The 18733-nt window shown below is 61.0% G+C and carries 22 protein-coding genes; 9 read left to right on the top strand and 13 right to left on the bottom strand.

The window, feature by feature from the left end:
• Positions 1-46: 46 nt before the first annotated feature.
• Genes rsmD through ACXR0M_RS02520 form a run of 3 tightly spaced genes read right to left on the bottom strand, consistent with a single transcriptional unit; the run spans position 47 to position 3493 of the window.
• Complete coding sequence (gene rsmD / locus ACXR0M_RS02510) at positions 47-658, bottom strand: 16S rRNA (guanine(966)-N(2))-methyltransferase RsmD (RefSeq protein ID WP_458829596.1); 612 nt, start codon at positions 656-658, stop codon at positions 47-49.
• Positions 658-2145 (bottom strand): M16 family metallopeptidase, encoded by a 1488-nt coding sequence (locus tag ACXR0M_RS02515; RefSeq protein WP_458829598.1) that lies wholly within the window; start codon positions 2143-2145, stop codon positions 658-660. Before ACXR0M_RS02515 ends, rsmD begins: the two co-directional genes overlap by 1 nt.
• Positions 2138-3493, bottom strand: a complete 1356-nt coding sequence (locus ACXR0M_RS02520; protein ID WP_458829600.1) for a M16 family metallopeptidase — start codon at positions 3491-3493, stop codon at positions 2138-2140. Before ACXR0M_RS02520 ends, ACXR0M_RS02515 begins: the two co-directional genes overlap by 8 nt.
• A 344-nt stretch (positions 3494-3837) precedes the next feature.
• On the opposite strand from ACXR0M_RS02520, the gene ftsY reads away from it, so the two are divergent.
• From ftsY to rpoH, 4 genes are all read left to right on the top strand, one after another.
• On the top strand, positions 3838-5364 hold the full coding sequence (gene ftsY, locus ACXR0M_RS02525) for a signal recognition particle-docking protein FtsY (RefSeq protein WP_458829602.1): 1527 nt from the start codon (positions 3838-3840) through the stop codon (positions 5362-5364).
• Positions 5361-6032: a cell division ATP-binding protein FtsE gene (ftsE, locus tag ACXR0M_RS02530; protein WP_458829604.1), complete on the top strand. Its 672-nt coding sequence runs from the start codon at positions 5361-5363 to the stop codon at positions 6030-6032. The genes ftsY and ftsE overlap by 4 nt, the downstream gene beginning before the upstream one ends.
• On the top strand, positions 6029-7054 hold the full coding sequence (gene ftsX / locus ACXR0M_RS02535; RefSeq protein ID WP_458829606.1) for a permease-like cell division protein FtsX: 1026 nt from the start codon (positions 6029-6031) through the stop codon (positions 7052-7054). The genes ftsE and ftsX overlap by 4 nt, the downstream gene beginning before the upstream one ends.
• A 114-nt stretch (positions 7055-7168) precedes the next feature.
• Positions 7169-8023 carry an RNA polymerase sigma factor RpoH gene (rpoH, locus tag ACXR0M_RS02540; RefSeq protein WP_003229146.1) on the top strand — a complete coding sequence of 285 codons (855 nt, stop codon included), beginning with the start codon at positions 7169-7171 and terminating at the stop codon, positions 8021-8023.
• Positions 8024-8205: 182 nt separating this feature from the next.
• Here the strand turns inward: rpoH and mtgA are convergent, their stop codons facing one another.
• Entirely contained in the window at positions 8206-8928 is a 723-nt protein-coding gene (gene mtgA / locus ACXR0M_RS02545; protein WP_458829609.1) for a monofunctional biosynthetic peptidoglycan transglycosylase, read from the bottom strand.
• Between the two features lie 74 nt (positions 8929-9002).
• On the opposite strand from mtgA, the gene ACXR0M_RS02550 reads away from it, so the two are divergent.
• From ACXR0M_RS02550 to ACXR0M_RS02570, 5 genes are all read left to right on the top strand, one after another.
• On the top strand, positions 9003-9374 hold the full coding sequence (locus ACXR0M_RS02550) for a DUF423 domain-containing protein (RefSeq protein ID WP_458829611.1): 372 nt from the start codon (positions 9003-9005) through the stop codon (positions 9372-9374).
• A 208-nt stretch (positions 9375-9582) separates the two neighbouring features.
• Positions 9583-9783 carry a sulfur carrier protein ThiS gene (gene thiS, locus ACXR0M_RS02555; RefSeq protein WP_458829613.1) on the top strand — a complete coding sequence of 67 codons (201 nt, stop codon included), beginning with the start codon at positions 9583-9585 and terminating at the stop codon, positions 9781-9783.
• 60 nt (positions 9784-9843) lie between these two features.
• Positions 9844-10638 carry a thiazole synthase gene (locus ACXR0M_RS02560; protein WP_458829615.1) on the top strand — a complete coding sequence of 265 codons (795 nt, stop codon included), beginning with the start codon at positions 9844-9846 and terminating at the stop codon, positions 10636-10638.
• A 9-nt stretch (positions 10639-10647) separates the two neighbouring features.
• Entirely contained in the window at positions 10648-11373 is a 726-nt protein-coding gene (gene trmB / locus ACXR0M_RS02565; protein ID WP_064589653.1) for a tRNA (guanosine(46)-N7)-methyltransferase TrmB, read from the top strand.
• Between the two features lie 174 nt (positions 11374-11547).
• Positions 11548-12336 (top strand): hypothetical protein, encoded by a 789-nt coding sequence (locus tag ACXR0M_RS02570; RefSeq protein WP_458829617.1) that lies wholly within the window; start codon positions 11548-11550, stop codon positions 12334-12336.
• A gap of 123 nt (positions 12337-12459) precedes the next feature.
• Here the strand turns inward: ACXR0M_RS02570 and ACXR0M_RS02575 are convergent, their stop codons facing one another.
• The 9 genes from ACXR0M_RS02575 to ACXR0M_RS02615 all read right to left on the bottom strand — a co-directional run bounded on the left by ACXR0M_RS02575 (position 12460) and on the right by ACXR0M_RS02615 (position 18725).
• Complete coding sequence (locus ACXR0M_RS02575) at positions 12460-13008, bottom strand: RNA 2'-phosphotransferase (protein ID WP_458829619.1); 549 nt, start codon at positions 13006-13008, stop codon at positions 12460-12462.
• 121 nt (positions 13009-13129) lie between these two features.
• Positions 13130-13453: a DUF3392 domain-containing protein gene (locus tag ACXR0M_RS02580; protein ID WP_064116274.1), complete on the bottom strand. Its 324-nt coding sequence runs from the start codon at positions 13451-13453 to the stop codon at positions 13130-13132.
• Between the two features lie 34 nt (positions 13454-13487).
• On the bottom strand, positions 13488-14693 hold the full coding sequence (gene hemW, locus ACXR0M_RS02585; RefSeq protein ID WP_458829621.1) for a radical SAM family heme chaperone HemW: 1206 nt from the start codon (positions 14691-14693) through the stop codon (positions 13488-13490).
• A complete protein-coding gene (gene rdgB / locus ACXR0M_RS02590; RefSeq protein WP_458829623.1) occupies positions 14690-15286 on the bottom strand; it encodes an RdgB/HAM1 family non-canonical purine NTP pyrophosphatase in 597 nt (198 codons plus the stop codon). Before rdgB ends, hemW begins: the two co-directional genes overlap by 4 nt.
• Positions 15283-15717, bottom strand: coding sequence for a DUF4426 domain-containing protein (locus ACXR0M_RS02595; RefSeq protein WP_458829625.1), 435 nt, complete (start codon positions 15715-15717; stop codon positions 15283-15285). The genes rdgB and ACXR0M_RS02595 overlap by 4 nt, the downstream gene beginning before the upstream one ends.
• 26 nt (positions 15718-15743) lie before the next feature.
• On the bottom strand, positions 15744-16364 hold the full coding sequence (metW, locus tag ACXR0M_RS02600) for a methionine biosynthesis protein MetW (protein ID WP_458829627.1): 621 nt from the start codon (positions 16362-16364) through the stop codon (positions 15744-15746).
• Between the two features lie 7 nt (positions 16365-16371).
• Entirely contained in the window at positions 16372-17511 is a 1140-nt protein-coding gene (gene metX / locus ACXR0M_RS02605; RefSeq protein WP_458829629.1) for a homoserine O-succinyltransferase MetX, read from the bottom strand.
• Positions 17512-17841: 330 nt separating this feature from the next.
• Positions 17842-18138 carry a DUF167 domain-containing protein gene (locus tag ACXR0M_RS02610; RefSeq protein ID WP_458829631.1) on the bottom strand — a complete coding sequence of 99 codons (297 nt, stop codon included), beginning with the start codon at positions 18136-18138 and terminating at the stop codon, positions 17842-17844.
• On the bottom strand, positions 18135-18725 hold the full coding sequence (locus ACXR0M_RS02615) for a YggT family protein (protein WP_041063533.1): 591 nt from the start codon (positions 18723-18725) through the stop codon (positions 18135-18137). Before ACXR0M_RS02615 ends, ACXR0M_RS02610 begins: the two co-directional genes overlap by 4 nt.
• Between the last annotated feature and the right edge of the window lie 8 nt (positions 18726-18733).

Raw genomic sequence — 18733 nt, forward strand, 5'->3', positions numbered from 1 at the left:
CAGCGGGAGCAAGCTCCCTCGCCACAGGTCTGGCGCAAACCTTCAGTTAAGCGGTGCCCGCAGCCAGACGTTGCCACAACGCGTAGTAGACCCGCCCGGATTTCTGCTCGCGGTGCAGGCGCCAGTTGCCCGGCAGGCCCAGCGTTGAAGGCGCGGTTTCACTTTCAGTGTAGATCCACGAATCCGCTGCCAGCCATTGGCGTTCTTCCAGCAAGGTGCAGACCGCAGGCAGCAGGTTCTGATTGAACGGCGGATCCAGAAAAACCAGGTCATATGGCGTGGCGACCTGGGTTTCCAGATAACGCAGCGCGTCAGCGGTCTGCACCTGACCGTTGGTGCAACGCAGGGTGCCGAGGTGTTCTTTCAGACTGGACACGGCCACATGGCTGGCATCCAGCGCCTGCCCCATGGCCGCGCCACGGGACAGGGCCTCCAGAAACAGCGCGCCGCTGCCGGCGAACGGGTCCAGCACCTTGGCCCCGGCGACATACGGCGCGAGCCAGTTGAACAGGGTTTCGCGCACCCGGTCCGGCGTCGGGCGCAGGCCCGGCGCGTCGGGGAAGCTCAGTTTGCGGCTGCGCCATTCGCCGCCGATGATGCGCAGCTGGTTCACACCGTTGTGGACGTTCTGCGCAGGTTTTTTCGGGCGAGTCGCCATTAATGCTCCGGAACCCCGAGCGGTTGCTCGGCAGGTTTATCAGATGGGGCCGGTAACGGCTTTTGCGGCACGGTCGGGCCGGCGCTGACGATGACCAGTTTGTCCGTGCTCAGGTGTTTGTTCATCGCGTCCTTGACCTGCTCGACGGTCAGGCTCTGCGACTGACGCATGAAGTCATCCAGATAGCTCAGCGGCAGATTATAGAAGCCCATGGCACCGAGTTGGCCGACGATATCGGCGTTGCTCGCGGTGGACAGCGGGAAGCTGCCGGCCAATTCGCGCTTGGCGTCGTCGAGTTCTTTCTGGGTCGGACCGGTCTTCAGGTAATCGGCAAGCACGTCCTGCACCAGTTTCAGCGTGCCTTCGCTCATTTCCGCGCGGGTCTGCAGGTTGATCATGAACGGACCACGGGCCTGCATCGGGCTGAACCCGGAGTACACGCCATAGGCCAGGCCGCGCTTCTCGCGCACTTCGCTCATCAGACGGGTGCCGAAACCGCCGCCACCGAGGATCTGGTTGCCCATCGACAGCGCGGCGTAATCCGGGTCGTCACGGTCGATGCCCAGTTGCGCGAGCAACAGGGTGGTCTGCTTCGACGGGAATTCGATATGGCCGATGCTCGCCTTGGGTTCCTGCGGCGCGGCGATTTTCGCCAGTGCCGGACCTTTGGGCAGCGCACCGGAGACCTGATTGGCAATCGCCTCGGCCTCGGCGCGCGACAGGTCGCCGACCAGCGCGATCACCACATTGCCGGCCGCGTAGGCCTTGGCGTGGAACTCACGCAGTTGCGCCAGGGTAATCTTCGGCACGCTCTGCGTATCACCGTCGCTGGAATGCGCGTACGGATGGTCGCCGTACAAACGCTTCATCAGCTCCAGACTGGCGAGTTTGCCGGGGTTCTGTTTCTGGTATTCGAAACCGGCGAGCAACTGATTCTTGATGCGCGCGAAGGAGTCGGCCGGGAACGTCGGTTTGCCCACCACTTCAGAGAACAGCTTGAGCGCCGGCTCGCGTTTGTCGGCGGCACTCAGGCTGCGCAGCGAAGCCAGCGCCATGTCCTTGTAGGCACCGTTGCCGAAATCCGCACCGAGGCCTTCGAAACCCTGGGCGATGGCGCCGACGTCCTTGCCGGCCACGCCCTCGTTGAGCATGGCGTTGGTCAGAACTGCCAGCCCCGGTGCGTTGCCGTCCTGGCTGCTGCCGGCGGCAAAGATCAGGCGCATGTCGAACATCGGCAGTTCATGGGCTTCGACGAACAGCACTTTGGCGCCTTCGGCGGTGTTCCAGGTCTGCACGTCGAGCTTGCGGCTGGCCGGGGCCTTGCCATCGAGCTCAGTCAGCGATTGCAGTTTCTGGCTGGTCTTGGCGTTGTCGAGGGCTTCACTGGCGTCGGTCTTGACGCCGGGCATCAGGTAAAACCCGGCGGAGCCGATCACCGCCACGGCGATCAGGCCGAGCAGCAGGCGTGGGGCGTTGCGCTTACTCATGAGTCGCCTCCAGTGGCAGGACGTGGGCGACGCTGAGACGTTCGCGGGTGAAATACTGCTTGGCGGCGCTCTGGATGTCTTGCGGGGTCACGCTTTCCAGATCAGCCAGTTCGCTGTCCATCAGTTTCCACGACAGACCGACGGTTTCCAGTTGACCAATAGCGGTGGCCTGGCTGGTGATCGAATCGCGCTCGAACACCAGGCCGGCGATGACCTGCGCTCGTACACGCTCCAGTTCTTCGGCGGACGGTGCGGTGGTTTTCAGCTGTTCCAGCAGTTTCCACAGACCGGCTTCGGCTTGTGCCATGGTCTTTTTCTTCTGCGTGTTCGGGGTTGCCGACAGGGTGAACAGACTGTCGCCGCGGGTGTAGGCGTCGTAGCTCGACGAGCCGCCAGACACCAGCTCTTCGCCGCGCTCCAATTGCGTCGGAATGCGTCCGCTGTAACCGCCGTCGAGCAGTGCCGAGATCAGGCGCAGGGCGTTGACCGAGCGCTTGTCTTCAGCGGTGGCGATGCTTGGCACGTTGAAACCGAGCATCAGGCTCGGCAGTTGGGTTTGCACATGCAAGGTGATCTGGCGTTCGCCGGGTTCGGCCAGTTCCAGCGGTTTCTTCGCCGGCGGCACGTCGCGCTTGGCGATTGGCCCGAAATAACGCTGGGCGAGGTTTTTCACTTCGTCCGGGGTGACGTCGCCGACCACCACCAGCGTGGCGTTGTTCGGCACATACCAGGACTGATACCAGTGGCGCAGCTCTTCGACCTTCATCCGGTCGAGGTCAGCCATCCAGCCGATGGTCGGCGTGTGGTAGCCGCTGGCCGGGTAGGCCATGGCGCGGAAGCGCTCGTAGGCCTTGGACATTGGCTTGTCGTCGGTGCGCAGCCGGCGCTCTTCCTTGATGACTTCGATTTCCTTGGCGAACTCGTCTGCCGGCAGGCGCAGATTGGCCATGCGGTCGGCTTCCAGTTCAAAGGCCACGCCCAGGCGATCGCGAGCCAACACCTGGTAGTAAGCGGTGAAGTCGTCGCTGGTAAACGCGTTCTCTTCGGCGCCGAGGTCACGCAGGATCAACGAGGCTTCGCCGGGGCCGACTTTCTCGCTGCCCTTGAACATCATGTGCTCAAGCGCGTGGGACAGACCGGTCTGCCCCGGGGTTTCGTAGCTGGAACCGACCTTGTACCAGACCTGCGACACCACCACTGGCGCACGATGGTCTTCGCGCACGACGACCTTGAGGCCGTTGTCGAGGGTGAATTCGTGGGTCGGTTGCGGGTCGGCCGCCAAGGCCGAAAGGGGCAGGCAGACTGTGCTGAGCAGCAGGCCTGCAGCGCGGCGGGCTAGAGCATTCATTCGTTTTTTAACCTGTTGGGCTGCCCGCTTGGTCTTAGCCTAGGCGGGCGAGGAGGTGCTAGGATACTGATCCGTTTTACCGGCGACCACGCCTATCAGGATTTCAGTCCTGATGCGGCTGTATAGGTTGGCGGCAGAAAGCTGCGGTTTATCGACTAGACTTCGCTTTTTCGCCGATTTTTCCGGTTTAGTCCTTCGTTAATACGAATCTTTGAGGTGCCGCTGGCGCCTCGACAAAATGTTGCGCGTGAACAAGCTGGATGAAACACAGTCTGTTCTGCATCGAATATTTATTTGCCGGGGCGCCCTTATGGCGCGTCGCTACCGTGAGATAGCCGTCCTCCATGTTTGGTTCCAACGACGACAAGAAGACCCCAGCTGCGGCTGGCGAGAAGAAAAGCCTGTTCGGATGGCTGCGTAAGAAACCGCAGGAACCCGTCGTCGAACAGCCGCCCGCGACCCCTGAGCCAGCTCCTGCGCCGGCGCCAGTAATAGAAGAAGAGCCGGCGCCGATCGTTCTGCCGATTACCGAGCCGGTGCTGCAACCGAGCGAGCCCGAGCCTGAGCCTGAAGCTCTCGTGGCGCCAGAATTGCCGCTGACGCCGGCGGCTCAGCCATGGCTGACCTTGCCGGTGGAGGAAGAGCCGGTGGCATTGGTCGAAGAGGCCGCGCCGCACGTGACGCCACCGATTCCGGCGCCTGCTGCAGTTGTCCCTGAAATTGCTGCGACTCCGGTGGTTGAACCGGTTGTCGAGCCTGCGCCGGTTGTTCCTGAGCCCGCTGCGCCAGTATTCGTTGCTCCAGTTGCTCCGGTCGTTCAACCTGCCGAGCCTGCACCTGCACCTGCACCTGCACCTGCACCGGTTGCCGCTGCGCCAGTCGCGCCGGTTGAAGTGGTCGCTGAAACGCCAGTCGAAGCGCCGCGTACCGAAGAAACCAAAGCCGGCTTCTTCGCCCGTCTCAAGCAAGGTCTGTCGAAAACCAGCGCGAGCATCGGCGAGGGCATGGCCAGCCTGTTCCTCGGCCGCAAAACCATCGATGACGATCTGCTCGACGATCTGGAAACCCGCCTGCTCACCGCCGACGTGGGCGTCGAAGCCACCACGCAGATCATCCAACGCCTGACCCAGAAGGTCGCGCGCAAGGAACTGGCAGACGCCGATGCGCTGTACAAATCGTTGCAGGCCGAACTGGCCGCAATGCTCAAACCGGTCGAACAGCCGCTGAAAATCGCCTCGCAGCACAAGCCATTCGTGATTCTGGTGGTGGGCGTCAACGGCGCCGGCAAGACCACCACCATCGGCAAACTGGCGAAGAAGCTGCAACTCGAAGGCAAGAAAGTCATGCTCGCCGCCGGTGACACCTTCCGTGCCGCTGCCGTTGAGCAACTGCAGGTCTGGGGTGAGCGCAACAAGATCCCGGTGATCGCCCAGCACACCGGCGCCGACTCCGCTTCGGTGATCTTCGATGCGGTGCAGGCCGCCAAGGCCCGTGGCATCGACGTGCTGATCGCCGACACCGCCGGTCGTCTGCACACCAAAGACAACCTGATGGAAGAACTGAAGAAGGTTCGCCGGGTGATCGGCAAGCTCGACGCCGACGCACCGCACGAAGTGCTGCTGGTGCTCGACGCCGGTACTGGTCAGAACGCCATCAATCAGGCCAAGCAATTCAACCAGACTGTCGAACTGACCGGCCTGGCGCTGACCAAGCTCGACGGCACCGCCAAGGGCGGGGTGATTTTCGCCCTGGCCAAGCAGTTTGGCCTGCCGATCCGCTACATCGGCGTCGGTGAAGGCATCGACGATCTGCGTACCTTTGAAGCCGAACCCTTTGTCCAGGCACTGTTTGCCGAGCGGGAGCGTTCATGATTCGTTTCGAACAGGTCGGTAAACGCTACCCGAACGGTCACGTCGGCTTGCATGAGCTGAGCTTTCGAGTCCGTCGTGGCGAGTTTCTGTTTGTCACCGGCCACTCCGGTGCCGGTAAATCCACGTTGTTGCGCCTGTTGCTGGCGATGGAGCGTCCGACCAGCGGCAAACTGTTGCTGGCCGGGCAGGACCTGAGCACCATCAGCAATGCGCAGATTCCGTTTCTGCGTCGGCAGATCGGCGTGGTGTTCCAGAACCATCAGTTGCTGTTCGATCGCACGGTGTTCAACAACGTCGCGCTGCCGCTGCAGATTCTCGGGCTGTCCAAAGCCGAGATCGCCAAGCGGGTCGATTCGGCGCTGGACCGCGTGGCGCTTTCGGATAAAGCCGAGCTGTACCCGGGCGACCTGTCCACCGGTCAGCAACAGCGTGTCGGTATCGCCCGCGCCATCGTGCACCGTCCGGCGCTGCTGCTGGCGGACGAACCGACCGGTAACCTCGACCCGCGTCTGGCAGCCGAGATCATGGGTGTGTTCGAAGATATCAACCGGCTCGGCACCAGTGTGCTGATCGCCAGTCACGACCTGGCCCTGATTGCCCGCATGCGCCACCGCATGCTGACCTTGCAACGCGGCCGCTTGATCGGCGACGGGGAGGCCGGCGTATGAGTGCGACACGCAGTCCGAAGGTTTCCGAACGCGTGGCTCCGAAGGCCGCCGACCCGCAACCGCCGAAAAAGAAAAAACACGACGATGACGACGGCCCGGATTTCTCCACGCTGTTGCATTCGTGGCTCGAAAGTCACCGCGCCAGCCTGCTCGACAGTCTGCGTCGGCTTGGCAAGCAGCCGATCGGCAGCTTCTTCACCTGCATGGTGATGGCCGTGGCGCTGAGCCTGCCGATGGGGCTGTCGCTGCTGATCAACAATGTCGAGCGTCTCGGCGGTTCGTGGCAGCGTGCGGCGCAGATTTCGCTGTACCTGCAGCTCGATGCCACACCGGCGCAAGGCGAGTCATTGCGCGAGCAGATCAAAGGCATGCCCGGGGTTGCTGATGCCGAATATGTCGGGCGTGATCAGGCGCTGGAGGAGTTTCAGCAGCAGTCGGGTCTGGGCGAAGCCCTGCGCGAACTGCCGGAAAACCCGCTGCCGGGCGTGGTGCTGGTAACCCCGAAGGAGGTCGACAAGCCGACCCTGGAAGCATTAAGACAAAAACTTTCCGAGCTGCCCAAGGTACAACAGGCGCAACTTGATCTAGTCTGGGTCGAGCGTCTGGCAGCGATCCTCAAGCTCGGCGACCGCTTTGTCTTCGGTCTGACGGTGCTTCTGGTTTCTGCATTACTTTTGGTGATAGGCAATACCATTCGTCTTCATATTGAAAACCGCCGCACAGAGATAGAAGTGATTAAACTCGTCGGCGGCACTGACAGTTATGTGCGTCGTCCCTTCCTGTATATGGGCGCGTTGTATGGCTTCGGTGCGGGTATCTTGTCCTGGGGTGTGCTGGCGTTCGGCCTGAACTGGCTGAACGACGCGGTGGTTGGACTGGCCGGCTTGTACGGCAGTGATTTCGCGCTGGCCGGAGTGCCAGTTGCCGACGGTCTGTCGCTCTTGCTTGGCGCGGTGCTGTTGGGTTATATCGGTGCATGGATTGCAGTCGCGCGTCATCTCAGGGAGCTGGCGCCGAAATAGAATCTTTTTTGCGCGTGATTGGCCTTGTAGGTTTTTGGGAACTTGTACCTGAGTTCCCGGTCAATTTTTCGCAGTGCCGAAAGGCACGAGTATGTAAGTCGGAGGTTTTTTCGCATGACCAATTCTTTGCAACCTGCGTACGCGTTGGTTCCGGGTGCGAACCTGGAAGCCTATGTGCACACCGTCAACAGCATTCCATTGCTGACGCCGGAGCAGGAGCGTGAACTGGCCGAGAGTCTCTACTATGAGCAGGATTTGGGGGCGGCTCGGCAGATGGTGCTCGCCCACCTGCGTTTTGTTGTACACATTGCCCGTAGCTATTCCGGCTACGGTCTGGCTCAGGCTGACCTGATCCAGGAAGGCAACGTCGGCCTGATGAAGGCCGTGAAGCGTTTCAACCCGGAAATGGGTGTGCGTCTGGTGTCGTTCGCCGTGCACTGGATCAAGGCGGAAATTCACGAGTTCATCCTGCGCAACTGGCGCATCGTGAAGGTCGCGACCACCAAGGCCCAGCGCAAGCTGTTCTTCAACCTGCGCAGCCAGAAGAAACGTCTGGCGTGGCTGAACAACGAGGAAGTCCACCGTGTGGCGGAAAGCCTTGGCGTCGAGCCGCGTGAAGTGCGCGAGATGGAAAGTCGCCTGACCGGCCATGACATGGCCTTCGACCCGGCCGCAGAAGCGGACGACGACAGCGCTTTCCAGTCGCCGGCCAACTATCTGGAAGACCACCGGTACGACCCGGCCCGTCAGCTGGAAGATGCCGACTGGAGCGACAACTCCAACCACAACCTGCACGAAGCGCTGGAAGTGCTGGACGAACGTAGCCGTGACATCCTCTACCAGCGCTGGCTGGCAGAAGAGAAAGCCACGCTGCACGACCTGGCGCAGAAGTACAACGTGTCGGCCGAGCGGATCCGCCAGCTCGAGAAGAGCGCGATGAACAAGCTCAAGTTGTCGATTGCCGCCTGACCGGCGCCCCGGCAATAAAAAAACGCCCCGATCAGCGATGATCGGGGCGTTTTCATTTCGGGCTCCACACAAAACCCATGTGGGAGCGAGCTTGCTCGCGAAGGCGGAGTGTCAGTCACCGCCAGTGCTGAATGATCCACCGCATTCGCGAGCAAGCTCGCTCCCACAGGTGATCTTCAGCGCTATTCAGACCAAGGCGCCCGACGCGAATCATCCAGCCCCAGCAAATAGCTGGTCCCGCCCAACTGGCTCATCTGCTGGCGGATCCACCCCGCCCGGCGCGACACATACGCCGTCGGATGGCTGGCGCTCCACACTCGCGGATTGGGCAGCACCGCCGCCAGATAACTTGCTTGCTGGCGCGACAGCGACTTCGCGCTCACGCCAAAGTGATGCCGTGCCGCCGCTTCGGCGCCAAATACACCGTCGTCCCATTCGACGCTGTTGAGGTACACCTCAAGAATCCGCTGCTTGGGCCAGAGCACTTCGATCAATGCGGTAAACCAGGCTTCCAGGCCTTTGCGCAGATAGCTGCGACCGGACCACAGGAACAGGTTCTTCGACACTTGTTGACTCAAGGTGCTGGCGCCGCGAATCGAGCCGCCGAGTTCGTTGTGGGCCAGCGCGGCCTGGATCGCGCTGAAGTCGAAACCCCAGTGCTCGGGAAACTTCTGGTCTTCGCCGGCCATGACCGCCACCTTGAGGTCGTCGGAGATCTCGTCCCACGGTTTCCAGGTGCGCTGCAGGTCGATCGGCTCGCCGTCGACCCAGGATTCGATCTTGCGCTCGACCATCAGCGCTGTACCTGGCGGCGGTACGAAGCGAAAGATCAATACCAGCAAAACGCTGCCACCCGCGAACCAGAGCAGGGCCTTCGTGAGACGACGCAAAAGTGAACGCAGCATAGAGATGGCTTGGCCGAACCGATAGAGCGAGCCATTATACAGACCCTGCCGAACGAGTCTGACTGGAGTTCCACATGCTGCGTGGCTTTCTGATGCTGGCCGCTTTCTTTGGTTTTACCGGCGTCGCCCTCGGCGCATTCGCCGCTCATGGCCTGAAAAGCCGCCTCACGCCCGAGTATCTGGCGATCTTCCATACTGGCGTGACCTATCAATTGGTGCACACTCTGGCGTTGTTCGGCGTAGCGCTGCTGGCCACGCAGATTCAGGGACGTCTGATCACCTGGGCCGGTGCCTTGTTCAGCGTCGGCATCCTGCTGTTCTCCGGCAGTCTGTACCTGCTGACCACCACCGGCATCAGCAAGCTCGGCATCATCACCCCGTTCGGCGGCCTCGCATTTCTGATCGGCTGGCTGTGCCTGGGTCTCGCCGCCTGGCGCTTGACCTGAGCCCACCGCCAATACTGTAGGAGCTGCCGCAGGCTGCGATCTTTTGATCCTGAAAAACACAATCAAAAGATCGCAGCCTGCGGCAGCTCCTGCACGCGTGCATGGTCAGGCATTTCACCGGGGCACTGGCTTTCAAGACGAATGGCTTGGGTCAGTCTGACTGATCGGGCTAGAATGCCAGCCCCTAAAAATGATGGCGGCATCCGGCATGCGCATTCAGTTGAACGGCGAATCCCTTGAACTGCCCGACGGCGAGACCGTTGCGGCCCTGATTACCCGTCTGGACCTGACCGGTCGCCGGGTGGCAGTCGAACTCAATCTGGATATCGTCCCGCGCAGCCAGCATGCCGACACCGTTCTCAACGACGGCGACAACGTCGAAGTGGTACACGCCATCGGCGGCGGCTGATCGTCCGGCGCGCAAGGGCACAGCATTCTGCAAGACCCTCACCCCTCAAGAGGATTCCCCATGAGCATCGTTCGTAGCGACAAGCCTTTCGTTCTGGCCGGTCGTACTTACCAGTCGCGTTTGCTGGTTGGTACCGGCAAGTACCGTGACATGGAAGAAACCCGTCAGGCCATCGAGACCTCGGGTGCCGAGATCGTCACGTTCGCCGTGCGCCGCACCAACCTGGGCCAGATCGCCGGCGAACCGAACCTGCTCGATGTGCTGTCGCCGGAGCGCTACACTTTCCTGCCGAACACCGCCGGTTGCTACGACGCCATCGAAGCCGTGCGCACCTGCCGCCTGGCCCGTGAGCTGCTCGACGGCCACAATCTGGTGAAGCTGGAAGTGCTGGCCGACCAGAAAACCCTGTTCCCCAACGTGATCGAAACCCTCAAGGCCGCGCAAACGCTGGTCAAGGAAGGCTTCGACGTGATGGTTTACACCAGTGATGATCCGATCATCGCGCGCCAGCTGGCGGAAATCGGCTGCATCGCGGTGATGCCGCTGGCCGGTCTGATCGGTTCCGGCCTGGGGATCTGCAACCCGTACAACCTGCAGATCATCCTCGAAGAAGCGAAAATTCCTGTGTTGGTCGATGCCGGTGTCGGTACTGCGTCCGACGCGACCATCGCCATGGAGCTGGGTTGCGATGCGGTGCTGATGAACTCGGCGATCGCCCATGCGCAGCAGCCCGTGATGATGGCTGAAGCCATGAAACACGCCATCGTTGCAGGCCGCCTGGCCTACCTCGCTGGCCGTATGCCGAAAAAACTCTATGCCAGCGCTTCTTCGCCGCTGGATGGTCTGATCAAGTAAGAGCCATTGATGACTGAATCGAACGACACGCCTATCCAGACGGAAGAGGGCGACGAGCGCCAACACCGCCGCATCAAGAGTTTCGTGATGCGCGCCGGGCGCATGACCGAAGGCCAGCAACGCGGCCTGGACCAGGGCGCGCCGCTGTACGTGCTGCCGCTGGCCGACGCGCCGGTGGATTACGATCAAGTGTTCGGCCGTTCGGCACCGCGCTCGCTGGAGATCGGTTTCGGCATGGGCCACTCGCTGCTGGAAATGGCCGCCGCTGCGCCGGATCAGGACTTCATCGGTGTGGAAGTGCACCGTCCGGGTGTCGGCGCGCTGCTCAATGGCGTGCTGACCCAGGGCCTGACCAACCTGCGGGTCTACGATTGCGACGCGATCGAAGTGCTCAACCGCTGCATCGCCGACAACAGCCTCGATCGCCTGATGCTGTTCTTCCCGGACCCATGGCACAAGAGCCGTCACCACAAGCGTCGTATCGTTCAGGCGTCCTTCGCCGAACTGGTACGGAGCAAGCTGAAGGTCGGTGGCATCCTGCACATGGCCACCGACTGGGAACCGTACGCCGAGTACATGCTGGAAGTGATGAACGTCGCCCCGGGCTACCGCAACCTCGCCGAAGACGGCAAATGCGTACCGCGCCCGGCCGAACGCCCGATCACCAAGTTCGAACGCCGCGGCGAACGTCTTGGGCATGGCGTGTGGGACCTGAAGTTCGAAAAACTGTCGTAAGCGCTACGCAACACTCAATGTAGGAGCTGCGGCACGCTGCGATCTCTTGATCTGGATTTGAAGATCAAAAGATCGCAGCGTGCCGCAGCTCCTACAGCTGTTTCTGGAGTTTGCTCAAGTTTGGCTATGATCCGCCGAAAGCTCGAGGCCCCCATTTGTAAAGGACGACAAATCTTGAAAACCATTTTTGCCTGCACGCTGGTTCTGGGTCTCATTTGTTGCGCAGCGTGCGAACGGGTAGTCAGCCCCGAGGAATACTTCGCGAGTGCGCAGAGAACGGCGGCAAAGATCGAGCGCGACGCCAATGACCGGATCAAGCGTGAGGCCGCCGGGGAAAGCGTGCAATACACCCCTGAACAGTTGCGCGTTGCCGAAGGTGATCTCGAGGCTCTTGTGGACAACCTCAAGCATGCGTCGGACGGCGGGCACACGCTGGCCACCTATGTTCTGGCCAGCCTGCAGGACAACCCGATGTTTTCCGAGCAGACGCGCTTACAGACCTGTGGTCTTTATCAGCAGGCCATGGATGATGGATTGTTAGCGGCTGCGGTGGGCTATTACCATTTGTGCGACAAAGCGTATGAACGATTTGATGCGCAAAATCCTGATCATTTGAAATTCTTGCAGTCTCTCGAGCAGTTGCTGCTCAAGCCTGATACGCATGCTGACGACTATCCGTTGCAGGCCAAACGTTCGCTGTGTTTCGAAGAACACGGGGCGCCTGCCGGCAAGGTCGGGCCGATGGCCGCCATGCGAGCCCGCGCAGCTGGCTTGGTATTGTCCGAAGACCAGTTTCGGGCTGAGGCCTACTACATACTCGCATTGACTCGTGTGAACGGCAGCGATATGCGCGACAGCGGCAATATCGAACACTTCGATAAAGCGATAGCGCTGGGCTGCAAGGATTCCGTTGGCCTCAAGGCGATCCTTCAGGCGCAGAGCCGCTTATCGAAGAATCATTGAACCAAGGCCCAATAGTGGGAGCGAGCCTGCTCGCGAAAGCGGTCTGACAATCAACGATGTTGTTGGATGTTAAGACGCCTTCGCGAGCAGATTCGCTCTAACAGTTGTTTGTGTATTAGGAGATTACAGGGGCGCAAGAAATCGAGCGGGCACCTGCTCTGTCAACCAGACGCCATTTTCGGCCTGATAGAACTTGAAGCCTTCTTCCAGCATCTGCTGCGTGGCGACCGCGAGGATCACTACGCTGCCGTAGCGTTGACCTACGGAAGTGGCAGTGGCGATCTCTTCCGAAAGATGCACGTGATGGCGTGATCCAGGGATCAAACCTTGTTCATTGATCGAATCGAGAAAACGCGTCGCGGTGCCGTGATACAGCGTTTGCGGTGGGGGTTTCTCGTCGAACTGCAACTCGACAGTCTTCGTCGAGTGGCCCTGAACAGCGCGGATGCACAAGCCGTCAGTAGAAATCGCAAAACGCTTTTTGTCGCTACTTGCCACCACCGTTTCAATCAAATCGCGATCGAGGTTACGACCGTCACGCGCAGCGCCATTAATCAGTGCGTCGATATCTGCCCAGCCATCCGAATCCAGCGTAAGACCAATCGCTTGAGGCTCGTGACGCAACACGAAGCTGAGAAACTTGCTTGTCTCGTCCAGCGTTTTTTTACTCATGAACGTCCCTGACTAACAGTAAAAAAGGAAGAACCACGCGCTGTAGGAGCTGCGGCACGCTGCGATCTTTTGATCTGATCGTTCCCACGCGAAGCGTAGGAACGCTCAATCGGCTGGCAAGTCAGCGGCGATCAGCAACCACGCCGATCAGCACCAGCACCACCAACAACACCGGCGCCAGGCTGTAGTTGTTGAACTGGCTCAAACCCTTGACCACCCAAGGCGTGGCATAGATCAGCGCCGCGCCGCTGCCGATCACGCACAGCAGCGACATCAGCGGTACGCGCAAGGCGCCGGCGATGCTGCCCAGACGTTGCTCGACCCAGCCTTTGAAGTCAGCGCCGAACAGCACCAGCAGGCAGCCGACCAGGGCCAGGGCGATTTCCGAGAGGTTGCTGCGGCTCCAGCGGGACACGGTGGCGAGCAGGTCGAGTATCAAATCCATGCGGTTTTCCTTAGGGCAGCCGTTTGAGCTGGGCTCAGCTCAGAAATGTCTGCAGCAAATCGTTGAGGAACAGTTGTCCGCGCTCGGTGGCCGCCAGACGTGACGGTTCGACCTGCATCAGGCCGCTTTGTTCGGCCTCGCGGCGCTGCTCGGCGAGACTTTCCAGTGGCAGGCCGGTGCGCTCCGTATACAGGCGCGATTCGACCCCGGCGGTCAGGCGCAGGGCATTCATCAGGAACTCGAACGGCATCTCGTCGTTGCTCAGCGTTTTCTCGCCGGCCTGGAAGCTTTTGGCCGGGTTCAGATAGTCCTTCGGCAGTCGGGTTTTCCAGGTGCGCACGACGCGCCCGTCCGGATGGCTGAGCTTGCCGTGAGCGCCGGCACCGATGCCGATAAAGTCGCCGAAACTCCAGTAATTGAGGTTATGCCGCGCCGGGCGACCGGGTTGGGCGTAGGCCGATACTTCGTATTGCGCATAACCGTGCTCGGCCAGCAGCGCCTGCCCGGCCTCTTGGATGTCCCACAGTGTGTCGTCTTCCGGCAGCACCGGCGGCTGATTCCAGAATACGGTGTTCGGCTCCAGCGTCAGTTGATACCAGGAGATGTGCGTTGGTTTCAGTTCGATGGCCTGGCGCAGGTCGCTCAAGGCATCTTCCAGCGACTGATCGGGCAAGCCGTGCATCAAGTCGAGGTTGAAGTTATCGAACCCGGCCTGCCGCGCCATGCCGGCCGCGCGTACCGCTTCGTCGCCGTTGTGAATGCGTCCGAGCGCTTCCAGCTTCTGCTGCTGGAAACTCTGGATGCCGATCGACAGGCGATTGATCCCCAGTTTGCGGTAGGCGACAAATTTCTCTTGTTCGAAGGTACCGGGGTTGGCCTCCAGCGTGATTTCGATGTCGTCAGCGAACGGAATTCGCTGCTCGACGCCTTTGAGCAGACGGCCCAGCACTTCGGCGCTGAACAGGCTCGGTGTGCCACCACCGAAGAAGATCGAGCTGATTTCCCGGCCGTACACCGCGTGCAGGTCCTGATCGAGATCGGCCAGCAAGGCGTCGACGTATTCCTGCTCCGGCAGCACCGGGCTGGCGGTGTGCGAGTTGAAATCGCAATACGGACATTTGCGCACACACCACGGAATGTGGATGTACAGCGCCAAGGGCGGCAGCGTTGGCAGCGGCGCCCGAGGCGAGGAGGCGGCGCCGCCGATGATCAGCGACGACGCGGAGGGGCTGTCGGTCATTGCAGGCCCAGACGCTGGCGCAGCAACGCCATTGCGCGGGCGCGGTGGCTGATCTGGTTCTTGTCGGCCGGGCTCAGTTCGGCGCTGGATACGTCACGCTCTGGCACCCAGAACAATGGGTCATAGCCGAAACCGTGTTCGCCGCTGGCGGCGGTGAGGATGCGCCCGTGCCACAAGCCTTCGCAAAGGATCGGCAACGGATCGTCGGCGTGACGCACCAACGCCAGCACACAGACGAACTGCGCGCCGCGCTCGGCTTCCGGCACACCTTTAAGGGCATCGAGCAACTTGGCGTTGTTCGCTGCATCGCCCTTGCCATCGGCATAACGTGCGGAATAGATGCCCGGGGCGCCGCCGAGGAAATCCACCGCCAGACCGGAATCGTCAGCCAGCGCCGGCAAGCCGGAAATGCGTGCGGCATTGCGCGCCTTGAGGATTGCGTTCTCGACGAACGACAGCCCGGTTTCTTCCGGCTCGACCTTGCTCCATTCGCCGATCGAGCGCAGTTGCACCGAATCGCCGAGCATGGCCTGGAGTTCCTTGAGTTTGCCGGCGTTATGGCTGGCCAGTACGAGTTGCTTGATGTTCATCATTCGCCGGGAAAGAGTTCTTGGTTGAAATTGATGGTGTCGATCTTGTCGCCGTTCTGCACCTTGATTTCAAAGGTGCGGGTTTCCTGCTGCTCCACCGGGAACTGGGCGATGTAGTAGATCGCGCCCTGTTCGGTGACCTGGCGGAAGTTCAGCGGCACGCTGTTGCTGGTCAGGTCTTTGACCGTGCCGGTGACGGTGGCGATCAGCGGTTTGCCGTCCTTGATCACCGAGACGTTGATCACGCCCTGGTTCTTGCTGCGGATCAGCTCGGCGGCCCGGGCGATGTCCGGCTGCAAATAGGTGGAGTTGAAGGTGTTGTAATGCACGGTCACGTCACTGAACACTTCCTTGCGCTCGCCCTTGATGACGTCGGCTGCCAGGGCGCTGACGCTCAGGCAGGCGGTTATTACCAACAACGCTAGACGACCCATGCTCATTCTCCTCCAGATATCGTGGTTCAGACGGCGAGCCGATGATCTGCAAGCACCGGGCTGCTGACGCGGTAGATACCGATCTCACCTAACAGATTAGGCCACAGCTTACTGGCCCACCCGTGGCGGTGCTGTTGATCCACGGCAAGCCGATCAATGACCTTCGCATCGCGTTCGCGACACAGTTCTTCAAAGTCTTCGAAGGTGCAGAAGTGGATGTTCGGCGTGTTGTACCAGGTGTATGGCAGAAACTCCGACACCGGCATCCGCCCCTTGCTCGCCAGGTACCAGCGGCAGCGCCAGTGGCCGAAGTTGGGGAAGGTAATGATGCACTGGCGCCCGACCCGGAGCATTTCGTCGAGGATCTTGTCCGGGTAATGCACGGCCTGCAGGGCCTGGGTCATCACCACGATGTCGAAGCTGTTGCTGGCAAAGTTGCCGAGGCCCTTGTCCAGGTCCTGCTCGATGACGTTGATGCCCTTGGCCACGCACTCGGCGATGTTGTCCGGGTCGTTTTCCAGGCCATAACCGGTGACCCGCTTGTGGTCGCGCAGCCAGGTCAGCAGTTCGCCGTCGCCGCAACCGAGGTCGAGCACGCGGCTGCCGGCGGGGATCCATTCCTGGATGATTTCCAGATCAGCTCTCATGGCTTGTTCACACCGTAATTCGGTTCATGTAATTGCCGAACGCCTGCAAATAGCGCGGGATCGGAATCAGGAAGGCGTCGTGGCCCTGCGGAGCGTCGATTTCCAGATAGCTGACGTCCTTGCGCGCCGCCATCAGTGCGTCCACCAGCTCGCGCGAGCGGGCCGGGGAGAAGCGCCAGTCGGTGGTGAACGACATCACGCAGAATTTGGCCGTGGCGTTCTCGAAGGTTTTCGCCAGGTTATCGTCGAAGTTCGCCGCCGGATCGAAGTAGTCCAGCGCCTTGGTCATCAACAGATAAGTGTTGGCGTCGAAACGCCCGGAAAACTCTTCGCCCTGATAACGCAGGTAGCTTTCGACCTGGAACTCGACACTGTGGAAGTCGTAGTTGAGCTTTTCGCTCTTCAGACCACGGCCGAATTTCTCGCCCATGGAGTCGTCGGACAGGTAAGTGATGTGCCCGACCATCCGCGCCAGCATCAGCCCGCGCTTGGGGATCACGCCTTGCTCCTGGAACGAACCGCCGTGGAACTCAGGGTCGGTGAGGATCGCCTGCCGCGCCACTTCGTTGAAAGCAATGTTCTGCGCCGACAGCTTGGGTGCCGAGGCGATGGCCAGGCAGTGCCGCACGCGATCCGGGTAGGTGATGGTCCACTGCAGGGCCTGCATGCCGCCGAGGCTGCCGCCGATCACTGCGGCAAACTGGCGAATGCCAAGCAGATCCGCCAGACGCGCCTGACTGTGCACCCAGTCTTCCACGGTCAGCACCGGGAAATCGGCGCCGAACGGCTTGCCGGTGTCCGGGTTGATGCTGCTCGGCCCGGTGGAGCCGTTGCAGCCGCCGAGATTGTTCAGGCTGACCACAAAGAACTTGTTGGTGTCGATTGGCTTGCCGGGGCCGATGCAGCTGTCCCACCAACCGGGCTTGCGGTCATCGACGCTGTGATAGCCGGCGGCATGGTGATGCCCGGACAGGGCATGACAGATCAGCACGGCGTTGCTCGCCTGTGCGTTCAGCGTGCCGTAGGTTTCATAGATGAGGTCGTAGGCGGCCAGTGAACGGCCGCAGGCCAGGGCCAGGGGTTCACTGAAGTGCGCCGTTTGCGGCGTCACCAGACCAACAGAATCGGGGGGAAAGGCAGCTGGCATCGACCCTGCTCTCGTTGAAATGAGGCGTAAGTCTAAAGACCGGTGGGGTTAGCGGCAAGCGGCCCTCACCCTAGCCCTCTCCCAGAGGTAGAGGGGACTGACCGAGGTGCTCTTTTGAGCTACGCCGACCTGATCTATCGAGTCGAACTCAGGCCTTGAAAATCACCCAAATCGGCTCCTTCTCCCGGAGAAAGTGGGGACTGACTGGGGTGGATGTTCGAGATACGCCGACGTGGGATATCGAGTCGAACCCAAGTTTTGAAAACACCATAGGTCGGCTCCCTCTCCAGGGGGAGAGGGCTGGGGTGAGGGGCACGGACGCCGCAACATTCAAGGCAAGCGCCCAACCAACCCCGGCAACTCCGGCAGCTTCTTCGGCGAACAGATCTTCACCCGTTTCTGCCGATTCAACTCGCCGCTGAGCAAACTCACCTGGCTCTTGGACACCCCGAAAGCCTTGGCCAGAAAGCCCAGCAGATACGCATTGGCCTTGCCCTCCACCGGTGGTGCGGTCAGGCGGATCTTCAGGCGATCGCCGTGCAGCCCGGCGAAATCATCGCTGCGGGCTGCCGGTTGCAGATGACATTCGAGGATCAGATCGTCCCCGTCCCAGCGAAACCAGCTCACATCAGCAGGCGCAGGATTTCCGGCATCATCGTCATCGCCGCGAGGTTATTGATCACCAGCATGTCGATCAGCTTCAGCGCGAGGAAGGCGAAAATCGGCGACAGGTCCAGACCGCCGAGATTCGGCAGAATCTTGCGGAACGGCGCGAGGGCCGGTTCACAGATCTGATTGACCAGCTCGGCGCCCGGGTTATGGCTGCCCGGAGCGACCCACGACAGGATCACGCTGATGATCAGGGCGAAGAAGAAGATCTTCAGGAACAGCGCGGTGACGCCGATGATCGACCAGATAAACAGCTGCAGCGGATTGCCGGTGGTACCGTAGGTCAGCAGCAGGGTCAGGGCCATCAGCGCCAGTTGCACCAGAATCGCCAGCACCAGCGACGACATGTCGAGGCCGAACAGGCTCGGGATAATCCGGCGCAGGGGCTTGAGCAGCGGCTGCGTGGCCTTGACCACGAACTGGCACAGCGGGTTGTAGAAGTTCGCCCGCACCAATTGCAGGACGAAGCGCAGCAACACGATCAGCAGGTACAGGCTGCCCAGGGTTTGCAGCACGTAAACCGCTGCGGTGTTCAATCCAATCATGTAAGGCT

It is taken from the genome of Pseudomonas sp. Eth.TT006 (assembly GCF_054456575.1).